The organism is Achromobacter sp. (assembly GCF_050285565.1).
GTDB lineage: Bacteria > Pseudomonadota > Gammaproteobacteria > Burkholderiales > Burkholderiaceae_B > Achromobacter.
In genome coordinates, this window is record NZ_JBLZXG010000006.1 from 58,604 (window position 1) to 77,013 (window position 18,410).

16 protein-coding genes are annotated in these 18,410 nt (G+C 68.6%); 8 read left to right on the forward strand and 8 right to left on the reverse strand.

All coding sequences use genetic code 11. The annotated features are described in order from the left end of the window. Positions 1–1,392 (reverse strand): phosphomannomutase/phosphoglucomutase, encoded by a 1,392-nt coding sequence (locus ACN6O8_RS13790; RefSeq protein ID WP_427991594.1) that lies wholly within the window; start codon positions 1,390–1,392, stop codon positions 1–3. 306 nt (positions 1,393–1,698) lie between these two features. On the opposite strand from ACN6O8_RS13790, the gene ACN6O8_RS13795 reads away from it, so the two are divergent. From ACN6O8_RS13795 to ACN6O8_RS13815, 5 genes are all read left to right on the forward strand, one after another. After that, positions 1,699–2,328 carry a BPTD_3102 family carboxylase-like protein gene (locus ACN6O8_RS13795; protein ID WP_427991595.1) on the forward strand — a complete coding sequence of 210 codons (630 nt, stop codon included), beginning with the start codon at positions 1,699–1,701 and terminating at the stop codon, positions 2,326–2,328. Positions 2,329–2,424: 96 nt separating this feature from the next. Continuing rightward, a complete protein-coding gene (locus tag ACN6O8_RS13800) occupies positions 2,425–3,840 on the forward strand; it encodes an FAD-binding oxidoreductase (protein ID WP_427991596.1) in 1,416 nt (471 codons plus the stop codon). Between the two features lie 40 nt (positions 3,841–3,880). Continuing rightward, positions 3,881–4,594 carry a response regulator transcription factor gene (locus tag ACN6O8_RS13805; RefSeq protein ID WP_427991597.1) on the forward strand — a complete coding sequence of 238 codons (714 nt, stop codon included), beginning with the start codon at positions 3,881–3,883 and terminating at the stop codon, positions 4,592–4,594. Beyond that, entirely contained in the window at positions 4,591–5,919 is a 1,329-nt protein-coding gene (locus ACN6O8_RS13810) for an ATP-binding protein (RefSeq protein ID WP_427991598.1), read from the forward strand. The genes ACN6O8_RS13805 and ACN6O8_RS13810 overlap by 4 nt, the downstream gene beginning before the upstream one ends. A 181-nt stretch (positions 5,920–6,100) precedes the next feature. Continuing rightward, positions 6,101–6,895 (forward strand): phosphatase PAP2 family protein, encoded by a 795-nt coding sequence (locus tag ACN6O8_RS13815; RefSeq protein WP_427991599.1) that lies wholly within the window; start codon positions 6,101–6,103, stop codon positions 6,893–6,895. Here the strand turns inward: ACN6O8_RS13815 and ACN6O8_RS13820 are convergent. The 5 genes from ACN6O8_RS13820 to ACN6O8_RS13840 form a co-directional block, all read right to left on the reverse strand. Further along, complete coding sequence (locus ACN6O8_RS13820; protein WP_427991601.1) at positions 6,847–8,130, reverse strand: TRAP transporter large permease; 1,284 nt, start codon at positions 8,128–8,130, stop codon at positions 6,847–6,849. The genes ACN6O8_RS13815 and ACN6O8_RS13820 overlap by 49 nt on opposite strands. Further along, on the reverse strand, positions 8,121–8,684 hold the full coding sequence (locus ACN6O8_RS13825; RefSeq protein ID WP_427991602.1) for a TRAP transporter small permease: 564 nt from the start codon (positions 8,682–8,684) through the stop codon (positions 8,121–8,123). The genes ACN6O8_RS13820 and ACN6O8_RS13825 overlap by 10 nt, the downstream gene beginning before the upstream one ends. 9 nt (positions 8,685–8,693) lie before the next feature. Continuing rightward, positions 8,694–9,671 (reverse strand): TRAP transporter substrate-binding protein, encoded by a 978-nt coding sequence (locus ACN6O8_RS13830; RefSeq protein WP_427991603.1) that lies wholly within the window; start codon positions 9,669–9,671, stop codon positions 8,694–8,696. A gap of 119 nt (positions 9,672–9,790) precedes the next feature. Further along, complete coding sequence (locus ACN6O8_RS13835; protein ID WP_427991604.1) at positions 9,791–10,672, reverse strand: SMP-30/gluconolactonase/LRE family protein; 882 nt, start codon at positions 10,670–10,672, stop codon at positions 9,791–9,793. Between the two features lie 18 nt (positions 10,673–10,690). After that, a complete protein-coding gene (locus tag ACN6O8_RS13840) occupies positions 10,691–11,530 on the reverse strand; it encodes an NAD-dependent epimerase/dehydratase family protein (protein ID WP_427991605.1) in 840 nt (279 codons plus the stop codon). 117 nt (positions 11,531–11,647) lie between these two features. Between ACN6O8_RS13840 and ACN6O8_RS13845 the strand changes: the two genes are divergently transcribed. The 3 genes from ACN6O8_RS13845 to ACN6O8_RS13855 all read left to right on the forward strand — a co-directional run bounded on the left by ACN6O8_RS13845 (position 11,648) and on the right by ACN6O8_RS13855 (position 15,606). Further along, on the forward strand, positions 11,648–12,376 hold the full coding sequence (locus ACN6O8_RS13845; protein ID WP_427991606.1) for a FadR/GntR family transcriptional regulator: 729 nt from the start codon (positions 11,648–11,650) through the stop codon (positions 12,374–12,376). Positions 12,377–12,622: 246 nt separating this feature from the next. Further along, positions 12,623–14,518: an LTA synthase family protein gene (locus ACN6O8_RS13850; RefSeq protein ID WP_427991607.1), complete on the forward strand. Its 1,896-nt coding sequence runs from the start codon at positions 12,623–12,625 to the stop codon at positions 14,516–14,518. A gap of 77 nt (positions 14,519–14,595) precedes the next feature. Continuing rightward, positions 14,596–15,606, forward strand: coding sequence for an acyltransferase (locus tag ACN6O8_RS13855; RefSeq protein WP_427991608.1), 1,011 nt, complete (start codon positions 14,596–14,598; stop codon positions 15,604–15,606). Between the two features lie 13 nt (positions 15,607–15,619). On the opposite strand, the gene fahA is transcribed toward ACN6O8_RS13855, so the two are convergent. Together fahA and hmgA are read right to left on the reverse strand one after the other, a co-directional pair. Continuing rightward, entirely contained in the window at positions 15,620–16,939 is a 1,320-nt protein-coding gene (gene fahA, locus ACN6O8_RS13860; protein WP_427991609.1) for a fumarylacetoacetase, read from the reverse strand. A 115-nt stretch (positions 16,940–17,054) separates the two neighbouring features. Then, positions 17,055–18,353, reverse strand: coding sequence for a homogentisate 1,2-dioxygenase (gene hmgA / locus ACN6O8_RS13865; RefSeq protein ID WP_427991610.1), 1,299 nt, complete (start codon positions 18,351–18,353; stop codon positions 17,055–17,057). Between the last annotated feature and the right edge of the window lie 57 nt (positions 18,354–18,410).

Below are 18,410 nucleotides of genomic sequence, written 5' to 3' on the forward strand. Positions count from 1 at the left end.
CTAGAAAGGCAGGCAAGCGTGGGGGGCCAGTTTAGTCAGTTCACGGCGGAAATCGTCCTGGATGCGGGACAAGGCCGCGGCGGTCTGCGCTTCGAAGCGCAGCACCACCACCGGGGTGGTGTTGGACGGACGGGCCAGGCCGAAGCCGTCGGGGTACTCGGCCCGCACACCGTCGATGGTGACCACGCGCGTCGCGCCCGGGAACTGGCCTTGTTGCTGCAAGGCCTTGACCAGCGCGAACGGCTGGCCTTCTTCCATTTCGAGTTTCAGCTCCGGCGTGGAGACATCCTGCGGCAAAGCCTCCAGCGGCGCGCCGGCGTCACTGAAGCGCGACACGATCTCCAGCAGGCGGGCGCCGGTGTAGAGGCCGTCGTCGAAGCCGTACCAGCGTTCCTTGAAGAAGATGTGGCCGCTCATCTCGCCGGCCAGCGGCGCGCCGGTCTCGGCCAGCTTGGCCTTGACCAGCGAGTGGCCGGTCTTCCACATCAGCGCCTCGCCGCCGGCGGCCTCGACCGACAGGCCGACGTGCCGGCTGCATTTGACGTCGTAGATGATGGTGGCGCCGGGATTGCGCTCGAGCACGTCGCGGGCGAACAGCACCAACTGGCGGTCGGGCCAGATGATCTGGCCGGATTTGGTCACCACGCCCAGGCGGTCGCCGTCGCCGTCGAAGGCCAGGCCGAGTTCGCAGTCGGTGGTGGCCAGGCAGTGGATCAGGTTCTGCAGGTTCTTGGGCTCGGCGGGATCGGGGTGGTGGTTGGGGAAGGTGCCGTCGACCTCGCAGAACAGTTCGGTGACCTGACAGCCCAGCGCGCGGAACAGCCGTGGCGCGATGGCGCCGGCCACGCCGTTGCCGCAGTCGATCGCGATCTTCATGGGGCGCGCCAGCTTCACGCCCGAGGCGACCCGCGCGATGTAGGCCGCCACCAGATCGAGTTCGCGGCGCACGCCGGGGCGCGCGGCCGGCGCATCGGTGGCGCCGTTCATGCGGCCGGCCAGGGCCTGCACGTCGTCGCCATAGAGGGCGCGGCCGCCCATCATCATCTTGAAACCGTTGTACTTGGGCGGGTTGTGGCTGCCAGTGATGGCGACCCCGGAACCGGTCTGCATGGTGTGGGCGGCGAAATACACCAGCGGTGTGGGCACCTGGCCGATATCCAGCGTGTCGACGCCGCCTTCCAGCATGCCTTCCTGCAGCGCCTGCGACAGCATCTGGCTGCTCAGCCGGCCGTCGCGGCCCACCACCAGCGTCTGCACGCCTTGTTCGCGGGCGACCGCCGCCAGCGCCGCGCCCAGGGAGCGGGCAAAGCGCGCATCGATCAGGTCCGGGACGGTGCCGCGGATGTCATAGGCCTTGAAGACGGAGGCGGGAAATTGCGCGTTGTCGGCCACGACGGTTCCTCGTTCTGTGGATCATGTTCTGGTAAACCCCAGGCCGGCTCGGGCCGGCAAACCGGGGGCAAACTCGAATTATCCTCCACATTGGGGGGCGGGATGTTGTCCGATGCTTGCCCGACCTGCCGACCGAGGCGCGCCGGCCGCCCCGCGCTGGTGCCCAGGGCGCGCCGGAACGCCTCGTTCCGGTGCGCCGGCAGGACCTGCCGAGGGGCGCGCCGGTGACGCGGACAATGGCATGGAACTTGCTCGTCCCCCGAAGGTGATACGCTTGTCATGCAAGCAGAAAGACCGGAGGGGCCCATGCGAGCCAAAGTATCCACAGTCATGTCATCAGGCGGCGCCCGGCGCAGGCGCGGACCGCCCACGGACGTCGCCGGGCCGGCGGCCGGGCGGGAACGCCGGCTCGACATTCACGTCTTCATCTCGCCGGAGGGCGAACTGGCCGCAGGCCGGGCCTGGGAACGTTGCGTCTGGCGCGACGCCCGCGTGCTGATCGCCGAATGTCCGGCGCCGCAATTGCCGGCTTCGGTCGAGAGCGCGCTGCGCGCCATCGCCGCCAGCGTGGCGCGGGATCGCGCCTGGCAGGGCATGGGCACGGTGGCCTTCTCGCTCGATGACCGCAGCGGCGTGTTCCGCGTGATCGGCGCCGAATCGCAGCCGCGCTCGGGCGCCGCGGAGGCCGGTTTCGAACCGCTCGCGGCGCATGCGCTGGAAGTGCGCATCGATGGTTGCGCCGACCGCCACATGCCATGCACGCACCTGCTGGTGTGCGGCGCCACCCGTGGCGAAGCCCTGCGGCGCGCCTACCGCGCCCTGTCCGAAATGCCGGGCCCGGCGGGCGTCGACCGCGCTTTCCTGATGAACCGCATCGCCTCGCGCGCCTATTGCACCGGCCTGACCGGCACCCGGCTGGATCAGGCCGTCGGTTGAGTCCGCCACCGCGGCCGGCCAGCCTCTACAATAGTCCGCACCTTCCTTGAACAGCGCCCGGGCGCGGCCCCGGCGCGATCTTTCCGTGCGGCGTCTATGACTTTGCTGAGCGAATTGCAGTCCCTCCTGGGCGAGCCCCATGTGCTGACCGGCGCCGACGCCGAACCCTTCGCGCTGGACTGGCGCCGCCGTTATCGCGGCGTGGCGCTGGCCGTGATCCGGCCCGGCTCGACGCAGGAAGTGGCCGACGCCATCAAGCTGTGCGCCCGCCACGGCGTGCCGGTGGTGCCGCAAGGCGGCAATACCGGCCTGTGCGGTGGCGCCACGCCCGATGGATCGGGCAGCGCCGTGGTGCTGTCGACCGCGCGCCTGAACCGGGTGCGCGCGCTGGACACCGACAACGACACCATCACGGTCGAGGCCGGCTGCATCCTGCAGGCGGTGCAGCAGGCCGCCGCCGACGCCGGCCGGCTGTTCCCGCTGAGCCTGGCCGCCGAGGGCAGTTGCACCATTGGCGGCAACCTCGCCACCAATGCTGGCGGCACCCAGGTGCTGCGCTACGGCAATACGCGCGACCTGGCCCTGGGCCTGGAGGTGGTCACCGCCGAGGGCGAGATCTGGAATGGCCTGCGCGGCCTGCGCAAGGACAACACCGGCTACGACCTGCGCGACCTCTACATCGGCAGCGAAGGCACGCTCGGCATCATCACCGCCGCCACGCTCAAGCTGTTCCCGCGGCCGGTGGCCTCGTGTACCGCGCTGTTGACGCTGGACAGCATCGACAACGCGGTCGAGCTGCTGTCGCGCGCCCGCGCGGGCTTCGGCGCCGCGCTGACCGGCTTCGAGCTGATGAGCGGCGACTGCCTGCAAGCAGTGGTGCGCCTGTTTCCCCAACAGCGCCTGCCGTTCGAGGGCGCGTCCGCCGCCTCGCCGTGGTTCGCGCTGCTGGAGCTTTCCGACAGCGAAAGCGAGGCGCACGCCCGCGAGCGTTTCGAGACCGTGCTGGGCGAGGCCATCGAGGCCGGCCTGGTGAATGACGCGGCCATCGCCGCCAGCGTGGCGCAGAGCAAGGCGCTGTGGCATCTGCGCGAGAGCATTCCGCTGGCCGAAGCCGAGCTGGGCAAGTCGGTCAAGCACGACGTCTCGATTCCAATCTCCGCCATTGCCGGCTTCGTCCACCAGACCAATGCGTTGCTGCAGGCGCGTTTGCCTGGCGTGCGCCATGTGATCTTCGGCCACCTGGGCGACGGCAACCTGCACTACAACGTGGCCAGCGCGCCCGGTCAGACCGAAGCCGAATTGCTGGCGCTGCAAAGCGATATCTATGGCGTGGTGCATGACAGCGTGCACGCGCACGCCGGTTCCATCAGCGCCGAGCACGGCGTCGGGCAGCTCAAGCGCGACGAACTGCCGCGCTACAAGAGTCCGGTCGAGCTGGCCCTGATGCGGCGCATCAAGCGCGCGCTGGACCCGCAAGGCCTGATGAACCCGGGCAAGGTGCTGCAGGCCTGAGCGGGCGATCCAACCCTTTCTTTCCATGAGGAACGATGCAATGGCGGCCAGTCCCGCGGCGGGCGCGAATCACCGGATCCTGATCGTCGAGGACGATCACATCATTGCCGGCAACCTGTATACCTTCCTGGAAGCGCGCGGTTTCGTGCCGGACGTGGCATACAGCGGCACCGGCGCGCTCGAACGGCTGGCGGAACAGCGCTTCGACGCCATGATCCTGGATATCGGCCTGCCCGGCATGGACGGCAACGCCGTATTGCACGCGCTGCGCAACGATCGCCGCCTGCCGCTGCCGGTGCTGGTTCTGACGGCCCGCGACAGCCTGGACGACAAACTGGCCGGCTTTTCGCACGGCGCCGACGACTACCTCACCAAGCCGTTCGCGCTGCTCGAGGTCGAGGCCCGCCTGCTGGCGCTGATCCAGCGCGCAAAAGGGGCAACCGTGGATACCGTGCGGACCTTCGGCGACCTGAGCTACGACACCCGCAGCCGCGGGGTTGCGATCGGCGGCAAGCCGGTGCACCTGACGCGCAAGGCCACGCTCATCCTGGAGGCGCTGCTGCGCGATCCTGGCCGCGTGGTGTCGCGCGAAGAACTCGAAGCGCTGCTGTGGGGCAGCGAGCCGCCGTCCTCCGACGCCTTGCGCAGCCAGGTCCACCTGTTGCGCCGCGCGCTTGCCGACGCCGGTTTTGACGGGATCGAGACCATGCACGGCACCGGCTGGCGCCTGGTCCACAGCGGGAGCGCCGCATGAGCCGTATCGCCGGGGGCGGCACCCTGACCCAGCGGGTGGTATGGGCGCTGACCGGCACCGTGGCGCTGTTCGTGACGGCGCTGGCGCTGCTTGCCTATCTGACGTTCGACCAGATGGAAGACGACCTGGTCAACGATATCCTCAACACCGAAATGGACCGCCTGGTGCAGCACGCGCGCGCCAGCGACCAGTTCCTGCCGCGTCGCGGCGCGCGCGAACTGGGCGGCTCCATGCGCGCCTGGCTCAGCGCCGACGGCCAGGCGCCGATCGGCATGCCGGAGGAGATTCGCGGGCTCGACAACGGCCTGCATCTGGTCGAGCCGGGCGCCTACACCTGGCATGTGATGGTGGCCGACACCGGCACCGGCAAGGTCTATCTGCTGTACGACGCCACCGACAACGAAGAACGGGTACATGATTTCGGCCTGATCGTGCTGGGGGTGGGCGCGATCTGCGTGGTGGGCGCGTATGCCCTGTCGCGGCGGGTGGCGGCGGTGGCAGTGGGGCCGCTGCTGGAATTGACCGATCGCCTGTCGACCTGGGCGCCGGGGGCGCCGGATCTGGCGGTGACCCGGGACGACGAGGCCGGCCGCCTGATCGAAGCCTTCAACCGGGTGCAGAACCAGGTCGACCGTTCCATCGCGCGCGAGCGCGAATTCGCCGGCAATCTCAGCCACGAGGTGCGCACGCCGCTGGCGGCGATCCGCTCCGACTGCGAGTTGATGCTGCTGACCCACGATTTGACGGCGGACCAGCGCCAGCGGCTGACGCGGGTGATGGACAACGTCGACGACGTCGTCGTCTGCCTCGAAAGCGCCCGCGCCATGGCCCGCGACCAGATGCGTCCGCCCGAGCCGGTGGACCTGGCCGAGTGCATGCTGGACGCCTGGCGCGGCTACGAAACCCAGGCGGCCCTGGCCCAACTGCGTTTCGACAACCACATTCCGTCCGAGCACATCCGCATCCTCGACCGCTACGCCCTGCTGACCGTATTGCGCAACCTGGTGCGCAACGCGGTCGAGCATGCCGCGCCGGCGACCCTCACGGCTTCCTTGGGGACGGATGGCGCGCTGCAACTGAGCGACGATGGCAAGGGCATCGCGGCCGAGGATCTGCCGTTCCTGTTCCGCCGTTACTACAGCGGTCGCTTGCGGGATGTCGCGACGGCGGGCCGTGACGAAACCGCGCGGGGCCTGGGCCTGGCCATCGCCAAACGGGTCTGCGACATGCAAGGGTGGACGCTGACGGTGGCGTCGTCCCGCGAGGGGCCGCGGCGGGGCACCTGCTTCACCCTGCGCCTGAACGCGGGCAAGGCGGCGGCCTGACAGGCGCCTGGGGAGCGCGGGCCGGCACGGCCCGCCCGGGGCCGCTGTGGAACCGCCGCCACACCGGCCCGCCGGCGGCAGGGCGCGGCGCCGCCGTGGCCGCCGGATTTGACGAATTTTCGACTATCGGCCACCTAAGCTCTGCGCTCCGGCCGGTCGCCATCGTCCCCAGCGCTCCCCCATGTCGTCACCCCTACCGTCCGCCTCCGTGTGGCCGTCGCCCGTCTCATACCTCTGTACGCACGTGCTGGGCGTGACCCTGATCCTGGCCTGTCTGGCCTGGTGGGCCAATGCGTCGGGCCTGGACCTGGTTATCGCCCGCGGCCTGTTCAATCCGGCGCTGGATGATTTTCCGCTGCACTCCAACCGTTGGCTGGAGCTGGTCGGACACCGCATGGTGCTGACCCTGCCCATCGGCATCGGCCTGGGGGCCGTGGCCGTGGCCGCCGCCAGCTATCGCATCCCGGCCTGGCGCGCCTTGCGCGGTCCGGCGCTGGCGCTGGCGCTGACCTGTATGGTGGGGCAGGTGGCCATCACCCAGCTCAAGCACTACACCACCTTGCCGCGCCCCTATGACCTGGACACGCTGGGCGGCTACACGCCCTATCCGCTGACGTGGTGGACCTGGGATCGCGGCAAGGCCGGCGGGGCGTTGCCCAGCGGCCATGCCGGTGCCGGCTATTCGATGTTGACCCTGTACTTCGCCGGCTGGGCCGCGCGCCGCCCCGGCTGGCGCTGGGGCGGCCTGGCGCTGGGCATCGCCGGGGGCCTCGGCTTTTCCGCCGTGCGCATCCTGCAGGGCGCGCATTTCCTGAGCCAGACGCTGTGGTCCGCCACGCTCATGTGGCTGCTGGCCGCGCTGTTCTTCTGGCCGCTGCTGGCGCGGGGGCGGACGCAGCGGCCGACCGCCTCGCCCGCCGCATCCTTTCAATTCAACAGCACGCCTGGCAGCCATAGCGAGAACGCCGGCACGTAGGTGACCAGCGCCAGTGCCCCCAGCAACGCGCCGTAGAACGGCCAGATGGTTCGCATCACCGTGCCCACCGAGACCCCGCCGATGGCGCACCCCACGAACTGCGTGGTGCCCACCGGCGGCGTGTTCAGCCCCAGCGCGCAGTTCAGCAACATCACCATGCCGAACTGCACCGGTCCCATGCCGTACTGCATGCAGATCGGCAGGAAGATCGGGGTGCAGATCAGGATGGTCGCGGCCATGTCCAGGAACGTGCCCAGCACGAACAGGATGATGTTGACCATCAGAAAGATGGCCCAGGGACTGGTGGACACCGACGCCATCAGCTCGCCGGTCTTTTCCGCCACGCCGTAGAAGCTGATCAGGTAGCCGAAGGTGGCCGAGATGCCGATCAGCAGCAGCACCACGCCGGTCGTCTTGACCGCCTTGCTGGCGGCGCGCACGAACTGGTCCCAGGTCAGCGAGCGATAGACGAAGATCGTCAGCGCCAGCGCATACAGCACGGCCACGGCGGCCGATTCCGTGGCGGTGAAGACCCCGCTCAGGATGCCCACGATAATCAGCACCACCACGAACAGCCCCGGCATCGCCGCCACCAGCGAGCGCGCCACGATGCGCCAGCCGGGGAAAGTGCCGGCCGGATAGCCGCGGCTGCGCGCCACGAAGTAGGCCGCCGCCAGGTTGCACAGCGTCAGGATCAGCGCCGGCACCACGCCGGCCGCGATCAGCGCCGCGATCGAGACCTTGCCGCCTGCCGCGAGCGTGTAGATGATGATGTTGTGGCTGGTCGGCATCAACGCGCCCACCAGCGCTGCGTGGGTGGTGACGTTGACGGCGTAGTCGGCGTGGTAGCCCTCGCGCTTCATCATCGGGATCATCACCGAGCCCATCGCCGACACGTCCGCCACCGGCGAGCCCGATACGCCGCCGAACAGCGTGCAGGCCACCACGTTGGACATGCCCAGGCCGCCGCGCACGTGGCCCACCAGCGACTTGGCGAAGGCCACGATGCGGTCGGCGATGCCGCCGTACAGCATCAATTCGCCGGTGAAGATGAAGAACGGGATGGCCAGGAACGAGAAGGCGTTCATGCCCGAGGTCATCTGCTGGAACGCCACCGCCAGCGGCAGATCCTCGTACATGATCGCGGTGATGGACGACAGCCCGATGGCGAATGCCACCGGCACGCCGATCACCAGGAAGCCCATGAAGGTGAAAGAGAGTAGGGTCAGCGCCATGCCGGTACCACCTTCTGGTTGCGCAACAGGGCGATGACGTGCTCGATCGAGAACAACGCGATCAGCACGCCCGAGAGGGCCGCGGGCACGTACTTCCAGCCGTTGGAAATGCCCAGGTTGGGAATCTTGTAGGCCCACACGGATTCGGCCAGCACGGCGCAGTTCCACGCCATCAGCGCGCCGAACAGCAGCACCAGCAGGTGGATGAAAATCTTCATGCGCTTCTGGCCCGCGGCCGGCAGCGCGTCGACCAGCGATTCGAAGCCGATGTGGCCGGCGTCGCGCACGCCGACGGCCGCGCCCAGCATGGTGACGTACAGCACCAGCAGCAGCGCCAGGCTCTCGGCCCAGGTCGGCGTGCTGTTCAGCACATGGCGGCCGACGATCTGCAGGGTGACCGCGACGATCAGGCAGACCAGCCCGAACACGCTGGTCCACATGCACAGCCGCGCCAGCCGGGCGCAGCCGCGGGCATAGGCATCCAGCGGGGCAGCCAGGGCATGCGCCCGGCCCCCCGCCGCGACATCCGGGTCATGGGTGGAGGTAGCCAACATGGGGGCTCCTTACTGGACGGCCTGGATCTTGGCGACCAGGTCTTTCATGTCGGGGGTGGTGACGAAGCGGTCGTACACCGGCTTCATTGCCGCCTGGAACGAGGCCTTGTCCACCTCGACGATCTGCGAGCCGGCCTTCTCGACCACCGCGCGTGACTTGCGCTCGCGCTCGTCCCACAGCTTGCGCATGTAGGGCACCGATTCGCGCGCGGCCTCGCGCAGGATCTTCCGATCCTCGGCCGACAGCTTGTCCCACTGGCGCTTGGAGAAGATCAGTATCTCCGGCGTCATGGTGTGCTCGGTCAACGCGTAGTACTTGGCGACCTCGTAGTGGTGCGCGCTTTCGTAGCTCGGATAATTGTTCTCGGCCGCGTCCACCAGCCCGGTCTTGAGCGAGGTGTAGACCTCGCCCATCGGCATGGGCGTGGCGTTGCCGCCCATGGCCTCCACCATTGCCACCGACAGATCCGACTGCTGCACCCGGATCTTCATGCCCTTGGCGTCGGCCAGCGCCTTGATCGGCTTGCCGCGCGTGTACATCGAACGCGAGCCGCTGTCGTACCAGGCCAGGCCGACGAAGCCGGCCGCCTCGCAGGACTTCAGGATCTGTTCGCCGAGCTCGCTGTCGAGCACCTTGTGCAGATGCTCCTTGGAGCGGAACAGGAACGGCAGCGACGGCACGCGGGTGGTCTGGCAGATGTTGTGCATGGCCGCGCTGGAGACGCGCGCCATGGCCAGCGCGCCCAGCTTGACCTGCTCGATCGAGTCGTCTTCATTGCCAAGCGCGCCGCCAGCGTACACCTTGACGGTGACGCGGCCGTTGGTGCGCTGCTTGACCAGCTCGCCGAACTGGCGCACGGCCTGCACGGTGGGGTAATCGTCGGGATGGATGTCCGCGGAGCGTAGCTCGGCGGCGTGGGTGGCGGGAATCAGCGTCAGCAAGGCGGCCGCGGCCAGGGTGGCGCGGGTCAGGGTCGGGCGCAACATGTCTACCTCCGGTTGGGAGTACGGCGTTTCGTTGAGGGCCATTGCGGCCCCGAAGCTCTTTATGTGTACGGACCTGCTTACTACACGTGCGTGGGCGCTTGGGGCGCCGCGGTCGGGTGCTAACCGGCGCTTGCGGTTTCCTCCAGGCCCCGCGCGCCGGGGCGCAGGAGAAAGACGGCACCGGCGATGCAATCCGGGGCGGCATCGGCGGGACGGATGGACGTGACCAGCAACTGGTCCAGGGCGGGGCCGCCGAAGGCGCACATGGCGACGCGCGCGGCCGGCACGTCCAGGCTGCGATCGAGGCGGCCGTCGGGGGTGTAGCGGTAGATGCGGCCCGCCTCGTTGCCGCAGATCCAGTAGCCGCCCTCGGCATCGACGGCCGCGCCGTCGGGGCGCCCGGCCGGCAGTTTCGGGATGAAGACGCGGCGGTTGCGCGGCAAGCCGGTGTCGATGTCGTAGTCGAAGGCCCAGACCACCTGCCGGCTCGGGTGCGAATCGGACAGGTACATGGTCTTGCCGTCGGGGCTGAAAGCCAGGCCGTTGGGCACGATCAGGTCATCGACGATGACCTCCAACGCGCCGCTGGGAGCATGGCGGTACAACTTGCCGGCATTGCGCGCCAGGCCCATGTCCATGACCATGGTGCCGGCCAGGAAGCGGCCCTGGCGGTCGCAACGGCCGTCGTTGAAACGCATGCCGGGCGCGCCGTGGCGCACCGCGGCCAGCGGCGCCGGCAGGCAGGGCTGTCCGGCCACCAGCGGCCCGCAGGCATACAGGCCGTCTTCCATCGCCAGCAGCCAGCCATCGCCACGCGGGGCGATGCAACCGGCCATCTGCGGCAATGCCCACTGCTCCAGGCCGCCGTCGGCGGGACTCCAACGCCACAAGGCGCGTCCGGCAATGTCTGTCCAGTAGAACGACTGGTCGGCGCTGCGCCACACGGGGCTTTCGCCCACGCCGCAGAGCAGGGTCCCGATGCGTTCGGCAGAAGTCGCCATGGTGGGAGAGGGCGGGTGTCAGCGCGGCGGAAAGGGGAACGGGCCGGCCTTGACGAAGGCGCCGCCTTGGTAGCGCGCCGCCGGGTCGTCGGCGGGCAGGGGCGGTTGCGCCTCGACCCGGGCGCGGAACGGCTCGGAGGAGTCCTTGGGCGTGAAGCCGAGCGCGGCGGCGCCGTGGTTGTCCCACCAGCTGTCGCGATTGGCCGAGGCGCCGTAGACGATCATGTGGCCGACATCCGGCGTGAACAGCGAGCGGACCACCAGGTCGGTCAGGTCGTCATGGCTGAGCCAGGTCACCATCATGCGGCGATCCTTCGGTTCGGGGAACGACGAACCGATGCGCAGGCAGACCGTCTCGATGCCGTAGCGGTCGTAGTAGAAGCGCGACAGGTTTTCGCCGTAGGCCTTGCTCAGGCCGTAGTAGCCGTCGGGCCGCAGCGGCACATCGGCATCCAGCCGCGCGCCCTGTTCGTAGAAGCCGATGACGTGGTTGGAGCTGGCGAATACCACCCGCCGCACACCATGGACGCGGGCGGCTTCATAGACGTGGTAGACCCCCTGGATGTTGGCCGGCAGGATTTCTTCGAAGGAACGCTCCACGGAAACGCCGCCCAGGTGCACAATGGCGTCGACGCCGCGCACCAGTCCGGAGACGGCGGCGGGGTCGGCCAGGTCGCAGGGCACGACTTCCTCGCCGGCGGCGGCGGGCGCCATGGCCGCCACGTCCGACAGCCGCAGCACGTCGGCGTAGGCCTTCAGGCGCGGCCGCAGCACCCGCCCCAGGTTGCCGGCGGCGCCGGTCAACAACAGACGATGACAGCGAGGGGAGACAGGCATGCGGTCGACAGCTAGGCTCATGGCGCAACGCTCGGTGGGGTGGACTTGCCTGGTACGTTATCGTACAACTAGTCCAAAGTATAATAAGCACGAATTTTTGCAGTCAAGCGCCACGCAACCGCTTTCGGACAATCCCTGATGAACGCTCCCGTCGATACCCCCGTCCTGCCGCAGCGTCGTCCACGAAACCTGGCCCAGGGCCTGGTGGAGAACATCTCCGAACGCATCCGCGGCGGCGACATCCGCCCCGGCGACAAGCTGCCCACCGAATCCGAGATCATGCGGCAGTTCGGTGTCAGCCGCACCGTGGTGCGCGAAGCGCTGTCGCGCTTGCAGGCCTCGGGCCTGGTCGAAACCCACCACGGGGTCGGCACCTATGCGCTCGAGCCCAGCGGCGGCGCCGATTTCCGCGTCGATCCGGCCGACATCGCCACGGTGCGCGACGTGCTGGTGCTGCTCGAATTGCGCATCTGCCTGGAAAGCGAGGCCGCCGGCCTGGCCGCCGCGCGCCGCAGCGAGGCCCAACTGGCCGAGATGCGCCGCGCGCTGGACGCCTTCAAGGCCGCGCTGGACAGCGGCGGCGACACCATCACGCCGGACTTCCAGTTCCACCTGCTGGTGTCGCAGGCCACCGACAACCGCTACTTCGCCGACCTGATGTCGCACCTGGGCTCGGCCATCATTCCCCGCACCCGCATCAATTCGGCCAAGTTCGCGCACGAGGACCGCGCCGCCTACTTGTCGCGCGTCAACCTGGAGCACGAGGACATCTACAGCGCCATCGTGCGCCAGGATGCCGAAGGCGCGCGCGCCGCGATGCGCACGCACCTGAGCAACAGCCGCGAGCGCCTGCGCCGGGTGCAGTAGCGCCGTGCCGGGCGCTGCCGGCCTTGCCGGCGCGCGTTCCGAAAGCGGAATTAGGATGTCGTACAACTTAACCCGGATGTCATCGGGTCTGTGTTCGGCCCGGCCGCCCGCGCCGCCGGCGCTGCGGCGCGTCAATCCGCGTTAACCTTTGCCGTTTTCAATCACTGGACGGCAAGGCATGGTTTGGCTCGGTCATCGTGGCGCGGCAACGGCGCGGGGGTTCATGCGTGAACGGGGGGCCGCCGCATGCGCCGCCTGACACTGCGTTTCATATTGTCCGTGCTGGTTCTGCTGACACTGAGCCGGCTGGGCCTGTCGCTGTGGATGTGGGAGCGCGTCGAGGCGGCCGGCGGCCTGTGGCCGGTGCTGTTCGGCGGCCTGCGCATCGATGTCTGCCTGCTGTCCATGGTGATCGCGCTGCCGGCGGTGTTCTCGCCGTGGCTGGGGCACCGGCCGTGGGCGGCGCGCGTCACCGCCTGGTGGTTCCGCGTCTGGTGGATGCTGTACGTGCTGCTGGAAGTCTCCACGCCGCAGTTCATCGCCGAATACGACACGCGGCCGAACCGCCTGTACTTCATCTACCTGCTCAATCCGAGGGAAGTCGGTTCGATGCTGTGGCAGGGCTACAAGGGCGTGCTGCTGGCGGCACTGGTGGTGCTGCTGGTGGCCGCGTGGCTCGCGCTCAAGCTGTTCCCGGTGCGCGTGCGCGATCCGTTCCTGGCGTGGTGGAAGCGGCCGCTGGCGTCGCTGGCGATCCTGGCGCTGGTGGTGTTGGGGGCGCGCGGCACGTTGGAGCATCGTCCCATCAACCCGGCCAAGGTCGCGTTCAGCTCGGACGCCATGGTCAATTCGCTGGCGCTCAATTCGCTCTACAGTGTGTTCGACGCCGCCTACCGCATGCGCGACGAGCGCTCGTCGGCCGCGATGTACCCGAAGATGCCGGTGGACGAGATGAACGCCATCGTGCGCGAGAAGGCCGGCCTGACGGGCGCGCCGCTGGACGCGCGTTATCCCAGCCTGCACGAACAGAAGGCCACGGTGCGACGCGACAAGCCGCTCAACCTGGTGATCATTCTGCAGGAAAGCCTGGGCGCGCAGTACGTCGGCAGCCTGGGCGGCAAGGACCTCACGCCCAACATCGACCGGCTCGGCAAGCAGGGCTGGATGTTCCACCGCGCCTACGCCACCGGCACGCGCTCGGTGCGCGGCATCGAGGCGGTCACGGCCGGTTTCCTGCCCAGCGTGGCCGACGCGGTGGTGAAACTGCCGCGCTCGCAGACCGGCTTCTTCACGCTGGCGCAGGTGTTGGGCAGGCATGGCTATCACTCGCGCTTCGTCTATGGCGGCGAGTCGCACTTCGACAATATGCGCGCCTTTTTCCTGGGCAACGGCTTTAACGAGATCGTCGATCGCCCGAAATTCGAGAACACGGTGTTCGAAGGCTCGTGGGGCGCGTCCGACGAAGACATGTTCAACCAGGTCGACCGCCTGCTGCGCGCCGACGGCGACAAGCCGGTGTTCACGCTGGCGTTCTCGGTCAGCAACCATTCGCCGTGGGAATATCCGGCGGGCCGCATCCAGCCGGTGGGCGATCCGGCCAGCGTCGACAACACCGTGCGCTACGCCGATTGGGCGCTGGGACAGTTCTTCGACAAGGCGCGCAAGGCGCCGTACTGGGACAACACCGTGTTCCTGGTGATCGCCGACCACGATTCCCGCGTCTATGGCTCGATCCCGGTGCCGGTGCGGCACTTCCAGATTCCGGCCCTGATCCTGGGCGCGGGCATCGCGCCGCGCCAGGACGAGCGTATCGTCAGCCAGATCGACATGGCGCCGACCTTGCTGTCGCTGATCGGGCTGGACAACGTCAACCCGATGCTGGGCGCCGATCTGACCCGGCGCGATCCGAACCGCGCGCTGATGCAGTACGCCGACAACTTCGGCTATCTGCGGGGCGACAGGCTGCTGGTGCTGGAACCTTCCAAGGCCCCGCGCGAGTTCCGCTACCGCGCCGCGCCGGTCGGCCAGGACGAGACCTATGACCCGGTCGAACCGGCGGACGAGACTTTGAGCAAGGCGGCGCTGGCGCACGCCCTGTGGGCCAGTTGGGTCTACCGCGAGGAAAAATACCGCCTGCCTTGATTTCGCCCCATCCCGGCAGGGGGCCGGTTTGATCCCGCGCAAGCCGGTCCGCCGCCGGCCCTCGCACACTCGCGCTCATGAACTTTCCCGATCCGCCCGCCGGCCCGGTCCGGCCTCCTGTCGATTCCTCCGATGCGCCTGCAGCCGCCGCCAGGCGCTGGCGCGCCTGGCCGGTTCCGCGCGGCCGCCTGGCATGGCTGACCGGCGTCTTCAGCACCGTCCTGATCGGCGTGAGCACGCTGTTCTGGTGCCTGTTGCTGTTTCCCCTGGCGCTCTTGAAACTGGCGCTGCCCTTCGCCGCGGCCAGGCGTCGCATCGATCCGGCTCTCAATGGCATCGCCACCGCCTGGATCAGCGTCAATACCGCCTGGTTCACGCGCATCCAGCGCCGGCCCTGGGACGTGCGGGGCCACAGCGGGCTGCGCTATGCCGACTGGTACCTGGTCAACTGCAACCATCAGTCCTGGTGCGACATTTTTGTGCTGCAGGGCGCGCTGAACCGCCGCATTCCGCTGCTGAAGTTCTTCCTCAAGCAGCAGCTCATCTATGTGCCGGTGATCGGCCTGGCATGGTGGGCGCTGGATTTTCCGTTCATGAAGCGCCATGGCAAGGCCGATCTGCGCCGCAACCCCGCGCTGGGGCGCCAGGACCAGGAAACGGCGCGGCGCGCCTGCGAGAAATTCTCATTGGTGCCGACCAGCGTGATGGTCTTTGCCGAGGGCACGCGCTTCACGCCGGCCAAGCGCGACGCGCAGGGGGCGCCCTACCGCCACCTGCTCAAGCCCAAGGCGGGCGGACTGGCGGTGTCGCTGAACGCGATGGGCACGCGCTTCCGTTCGATGATCGATGTCACCATCGCCTATCCGGCGGGCGTGCCCAGCTTCTGGGACATGGCCTGCGGCCGCATGGGCACGGTGCGGGTGCGCATGCGCCAACTCCCCGTGCCGCCGGCCTTCTGCGCAGGCGACTACAGCCGCGACAAGGCCTTCCGCAGCGAATTCCACCACTGGCTGGGCCAGCAATGGCAGGCCAAGGATGACGAGATCGAGGCGTTGACGGCCGATGCGGCCGCCACGCCCCGATCCTGACAGGCGCGGGCGCTTACCCCCGCGCCGGCAGCACGGTGCCCGAGCACTCGCCGAAGCCGATGCGCGGGTAGCCCGCCTTGACGCATTCGGCGCGCATGATGACCTGGTCGCCGTCCTGCAGGAAGGTACGCTTCTCGCCCCAGGGCAGTTCGATCGGGTTCTTGCCGCCGTGGTTCAGCTCCAGCAGCGAGCCGGCTTCCGATGGCTGCGGACCCGACAGGGTGCCGGTGCCGAGCATGTCGCCCGGCTGCAGGTTGCAGCCGTTCACCGTGTGGTGCGTGATCAACTGCGCCACGTTCCAGTAGGCATCGCGGAAGTTGCTGCGCGACAGCCGCGCCGGCGCCTGCTTGGCGGCACGCGACTGCTCGGTGGTCAGCAGCACTTCCATCTGCACGTCATAGGCGCCCTTGGCGCGGTTGGCATCGGACGCCAGGTACGGCAGCGGCTGCGGTTCGGCGGGGCCGCGGTTCCATTGCGTGCGGAACGGTTCCAGCGCTTCCAGCGTGACGATCCACGGCGAGATGGTCGAGGCGAAGTTCTTTGCCAGGAACGGGCCTAGCGGCTGGTATTCCCAGGCCTGGATATCGCGCGCCGACCAGTCGTTCAGGATGCACAGACCGAACACGTGCGAATCGGCGTCGGCCAGCGCGATGCGCTCGCCCTGGGCGTTGCCGGTGCCGACGAAGATGCCCAGTTCCAACTCATAGTCCAGGCGCGCGCACGGGCCGAACTGCGGCGTCTCGCCTTCGTTGGCGGGGCGGGTCTGGCCGACCGGGCGGGGGAATTTCTGGTCCACGCCGATGCTGGAGGCGCGGCCGTGGTAGCCGATCGGCACCCACTTGTAGTTCGGCAGCAGGGGGTTGTCGGGACGGAACTGCTTGCCCACGGCGGTGGCGTGGTGCACCGAGATGTAGAAGTCGGTGTAGTCGCCGATGCGGGCCGGCGTGGTGTATTCGGCGTCGGCCTGCGCCACCAGCAGCGGTTCGACCGTGGCGCGCAGCGCGGCGCCTTCACGCAGGGCGCGCGACAGCGCCAGCCGCAGCGCGCTCCAGTGGGCGCGGCCCAGGGCCATCAACGCGTTCAGGCTGTCGCCCTGGCAGGCGGCCAGCGCCTCGGCGGCGGCGCCTTCGAACGGCTTGGCGGCAGCCAGCGCGGCCAGGTCGACGATCTGGTCGCCGATGGCCACGCCCGGGCGGAACGATTCCTGCGCGCCCTTGCGGCGGAACGCCGCGTAGGGCAGGTTCTGCACCGGGAAGTCCGACGTGCCGGTGTTGGCGCTGGCGACCCAGCTCTTCAGGGAGGGGTCGTGGGTTTCGTTGATCGCGGTGGTCATGGGGAGTGTCTCGTTCAATGTGTTTGTGAGGGCGCGGCGGGCGCCGGAAAAATCCAAAGCCAAACGGCGATGCGCTTGCGCGCATCGCCGTGGGCGGGCGTGACGGAAAGAAAGGTCACGCCTTGGCGGGATCGAAATGCTTCTGCAGGCCCTGCCAGCACCGGTAATAGTCGCCCTGCAATTCTACCGAGGCCAGCGCCTGCGCCGTCGGGCGGATCACGCGCCGCGTCTCGAACATGAAGGCCATGGTGTCGCGGATGTAGTGCGCCTGGCTGGTGTCGGCGCGCGACGCCTTCTCGAAGGTCTCGGCGTCGGGGCCGTGGCCGCTCATGCAGTTGTGCAGGCTGGCGCCGCCGGGCGCGAAGCCGTCGGCCTTGGCGTCGTACACGCCCTGGATCAGGCCCATGAACTCGCTGGCGATGTTGCGATGGAACCAGGGCGGACGGAAGGTGTTTTCCATCGCCAGGATGCGCGGCGGGAAGATGGCGAAGTCCATGTTGGCCGTGCCCGGGGTGTCGGACGGCGCGGTCAGCACCGTGAAGATCGACGGGTCGGGATGGTCGTAGCTGATCGAGCCGATGGTGTTGAAGTGGCGCAGGTCGTACTTGTACGGCGCATGCGTGCCGTGCCAGGCCACCACGTCCAGCGGTGAATGGCCGATCGCGGCGCGCCAGAAGCCGCCGGTGAACTTGGCGATCAGTTCGAAATCGCCTTCCACATCCTCGTACCACGCCACCGGCGTCTTGAAGTCGCGGGCGTTGGCCAGGCAATTCGAGCCGATCGGGCCCAGTTCGGGCAGGCGCAGCGCGGCGCCGAAGTTCTCCAGCATGTAGCCGCGGGCACTGTCGTCCAGCAGTTGCACGCTGAAGCGCACGCCGCGCGGGATCACGGCGATCTCCAGCGGCTCCAGGTCGATCAGGCCCAGTTCGGTGGCCAGGCGCAGGCGGCCCTGTTGCGGCACCAGCAGCAGTTCGCCGTCGGCGTTATAGAAATAGCGGCCCTGCATCGAGCGGTTGGCGGCATACAGGTGGATGCCGACGCCGCCTTGCTCATCGGGGCCGCCGTTGCCGCCCCAGGTCTTCACGCCCTCGATGAAGTCGGTCGGCGCGGTGGGAATGGGCAGGGGGCTCCAGCGCAACTGATTGGGCGTGACCGGGCCGTGGCCGAACGCGCTTTCCCAGCCCTTGACGCCGGCAAAGGGTTCGAACGGCTTGTGCTGGGCGCCTGGGCGGATGCGGTAGAGCCACGAACGGCGGTTCTCGCTGCGCGGCGCGGTGAAAGCGGTGCCGGACAACTGTTCGGCGTACAGGCCGTAAGGGCATTGCTGGGGCGAATTGCGGCCCAGCGGCAAGGCGCCGGGCAGGGCTTCGGTGGCACAGTCGTTGCCGAAACCGGTCTGGTAGTGCAGTTCCATGGAATCCTCCTGGGTGGCGCGCGATGCGTGGCCGCGCGGTCTTGGTCGGGGCGCGCC

Bases quoted from the DNA above. Each gene is read 5' to 3' on its own strand.
- ACN6O8_RS13840 (WP_427991605.1), bottom strand. From the start codon at position 11,530: ATGAGCCTAGCTGTCGACCGCATGCCTGTCTCCCCTCGCTGTCATCGT.
- fahA (WP_427991609.1), bottom strand. From the start codon at position 16,939: ATGACCACCGCGATCAACGAAACCCACGACCCCTCCCTGAAGAGCTGG.
- ACN6O8_RS13825 (WP_427991602.1), bottom strand. From the start codon at position 8,684: ATGTTGGCTACCTCCACCCATGACCCGGATGTCGCGGCGGGGGGCCGG.
- ACN6O8_RS13815 (WP_427991599.1), top strand. From the start codon at position 6,101: ATGTCGTCACCCCTACCGTCCGCCTCCGTGTGGCCGTCGCCCGTCTCA.
- ACN6O8_RS13835 (WP_427991604.1), bottom strand. From the start codon at position 10,672: ATGGCGACTTCTGCCGAACGCATCGGGACCCTGCTCTGCGGCGTGGGC.
- ACN6O8_RS13855 (WP_427991608.1), top strand. From the start codon at position 14,596: ATGAACTTTCCCGATCCGCCCGCCGGCCCGGTCCGGCCTCCTGTCGAT.
- ACN6O8_RS13830 (WP_427991603.1), bottom strand. From the start codon at position 9,671: ATGTTGCGCCCGACCCTGACCCGCGCCACCCTGGCCGCGGCCGCCTTG.
- ACN6O8_RS13795 (WP_427991595.1), top strand. From the start codon at position 1,699: ATGCGAGCCAAAGTATCCACAGTCATGTCATCAGGCGGCGCCCGGCGC.
- ACN6O8_RS13820 (WP_427991601.1), bottom strand. From the start codon at position 8,130: ATGGCGCTGACCCTACTCTCTTTCACCTTCATGGGCTTCCTGGTGATC.
- ACN6O8_RS13845 (WP_427991606.1), top strand. From the start codon at position 11,648: ATGAACGCTCCCGTCGATACCCCCGTCCTGCCGCAGCGTCGTCCACGA.
- ACN6O8_RS13800 (WP_427991596.1), top strand. From the start codon at position 2,425: ATGACTTTGCTGAGCGAATTGCAGTCCCTCCTGGGCGAGCCCCATGTG.
- hmgA (WP_427991610.1), bottom strand. From the start codon at position 18,353: ATGGAACTGCACTACCAGACCGGTTTCGGCAACGACTGTGCCACCGAA.
- ACN6O8_RS13805 (WP_427991597.1), top strand. From the start codon at position 3,881: ATGGCGGCCAGTCCCGCGGCGGGCGCGAATCACCGGATCCTGATCGTC.
- ACN6O8_RS13810 (WP_427991598.1), top strand. From the start codon at position 4,591: ATGAGCCGTATCGCCGGGGGCGGCACCCTGACCCAGCGGGTGGTATGG.
- ACN6O8_RS13850 (WP_427991607.1), top strand. From the start codon at position 12,623: ATGCGCCGCCTGACACTGCGTTTCATATTGTCCGTGCTGGTTCTGCTG.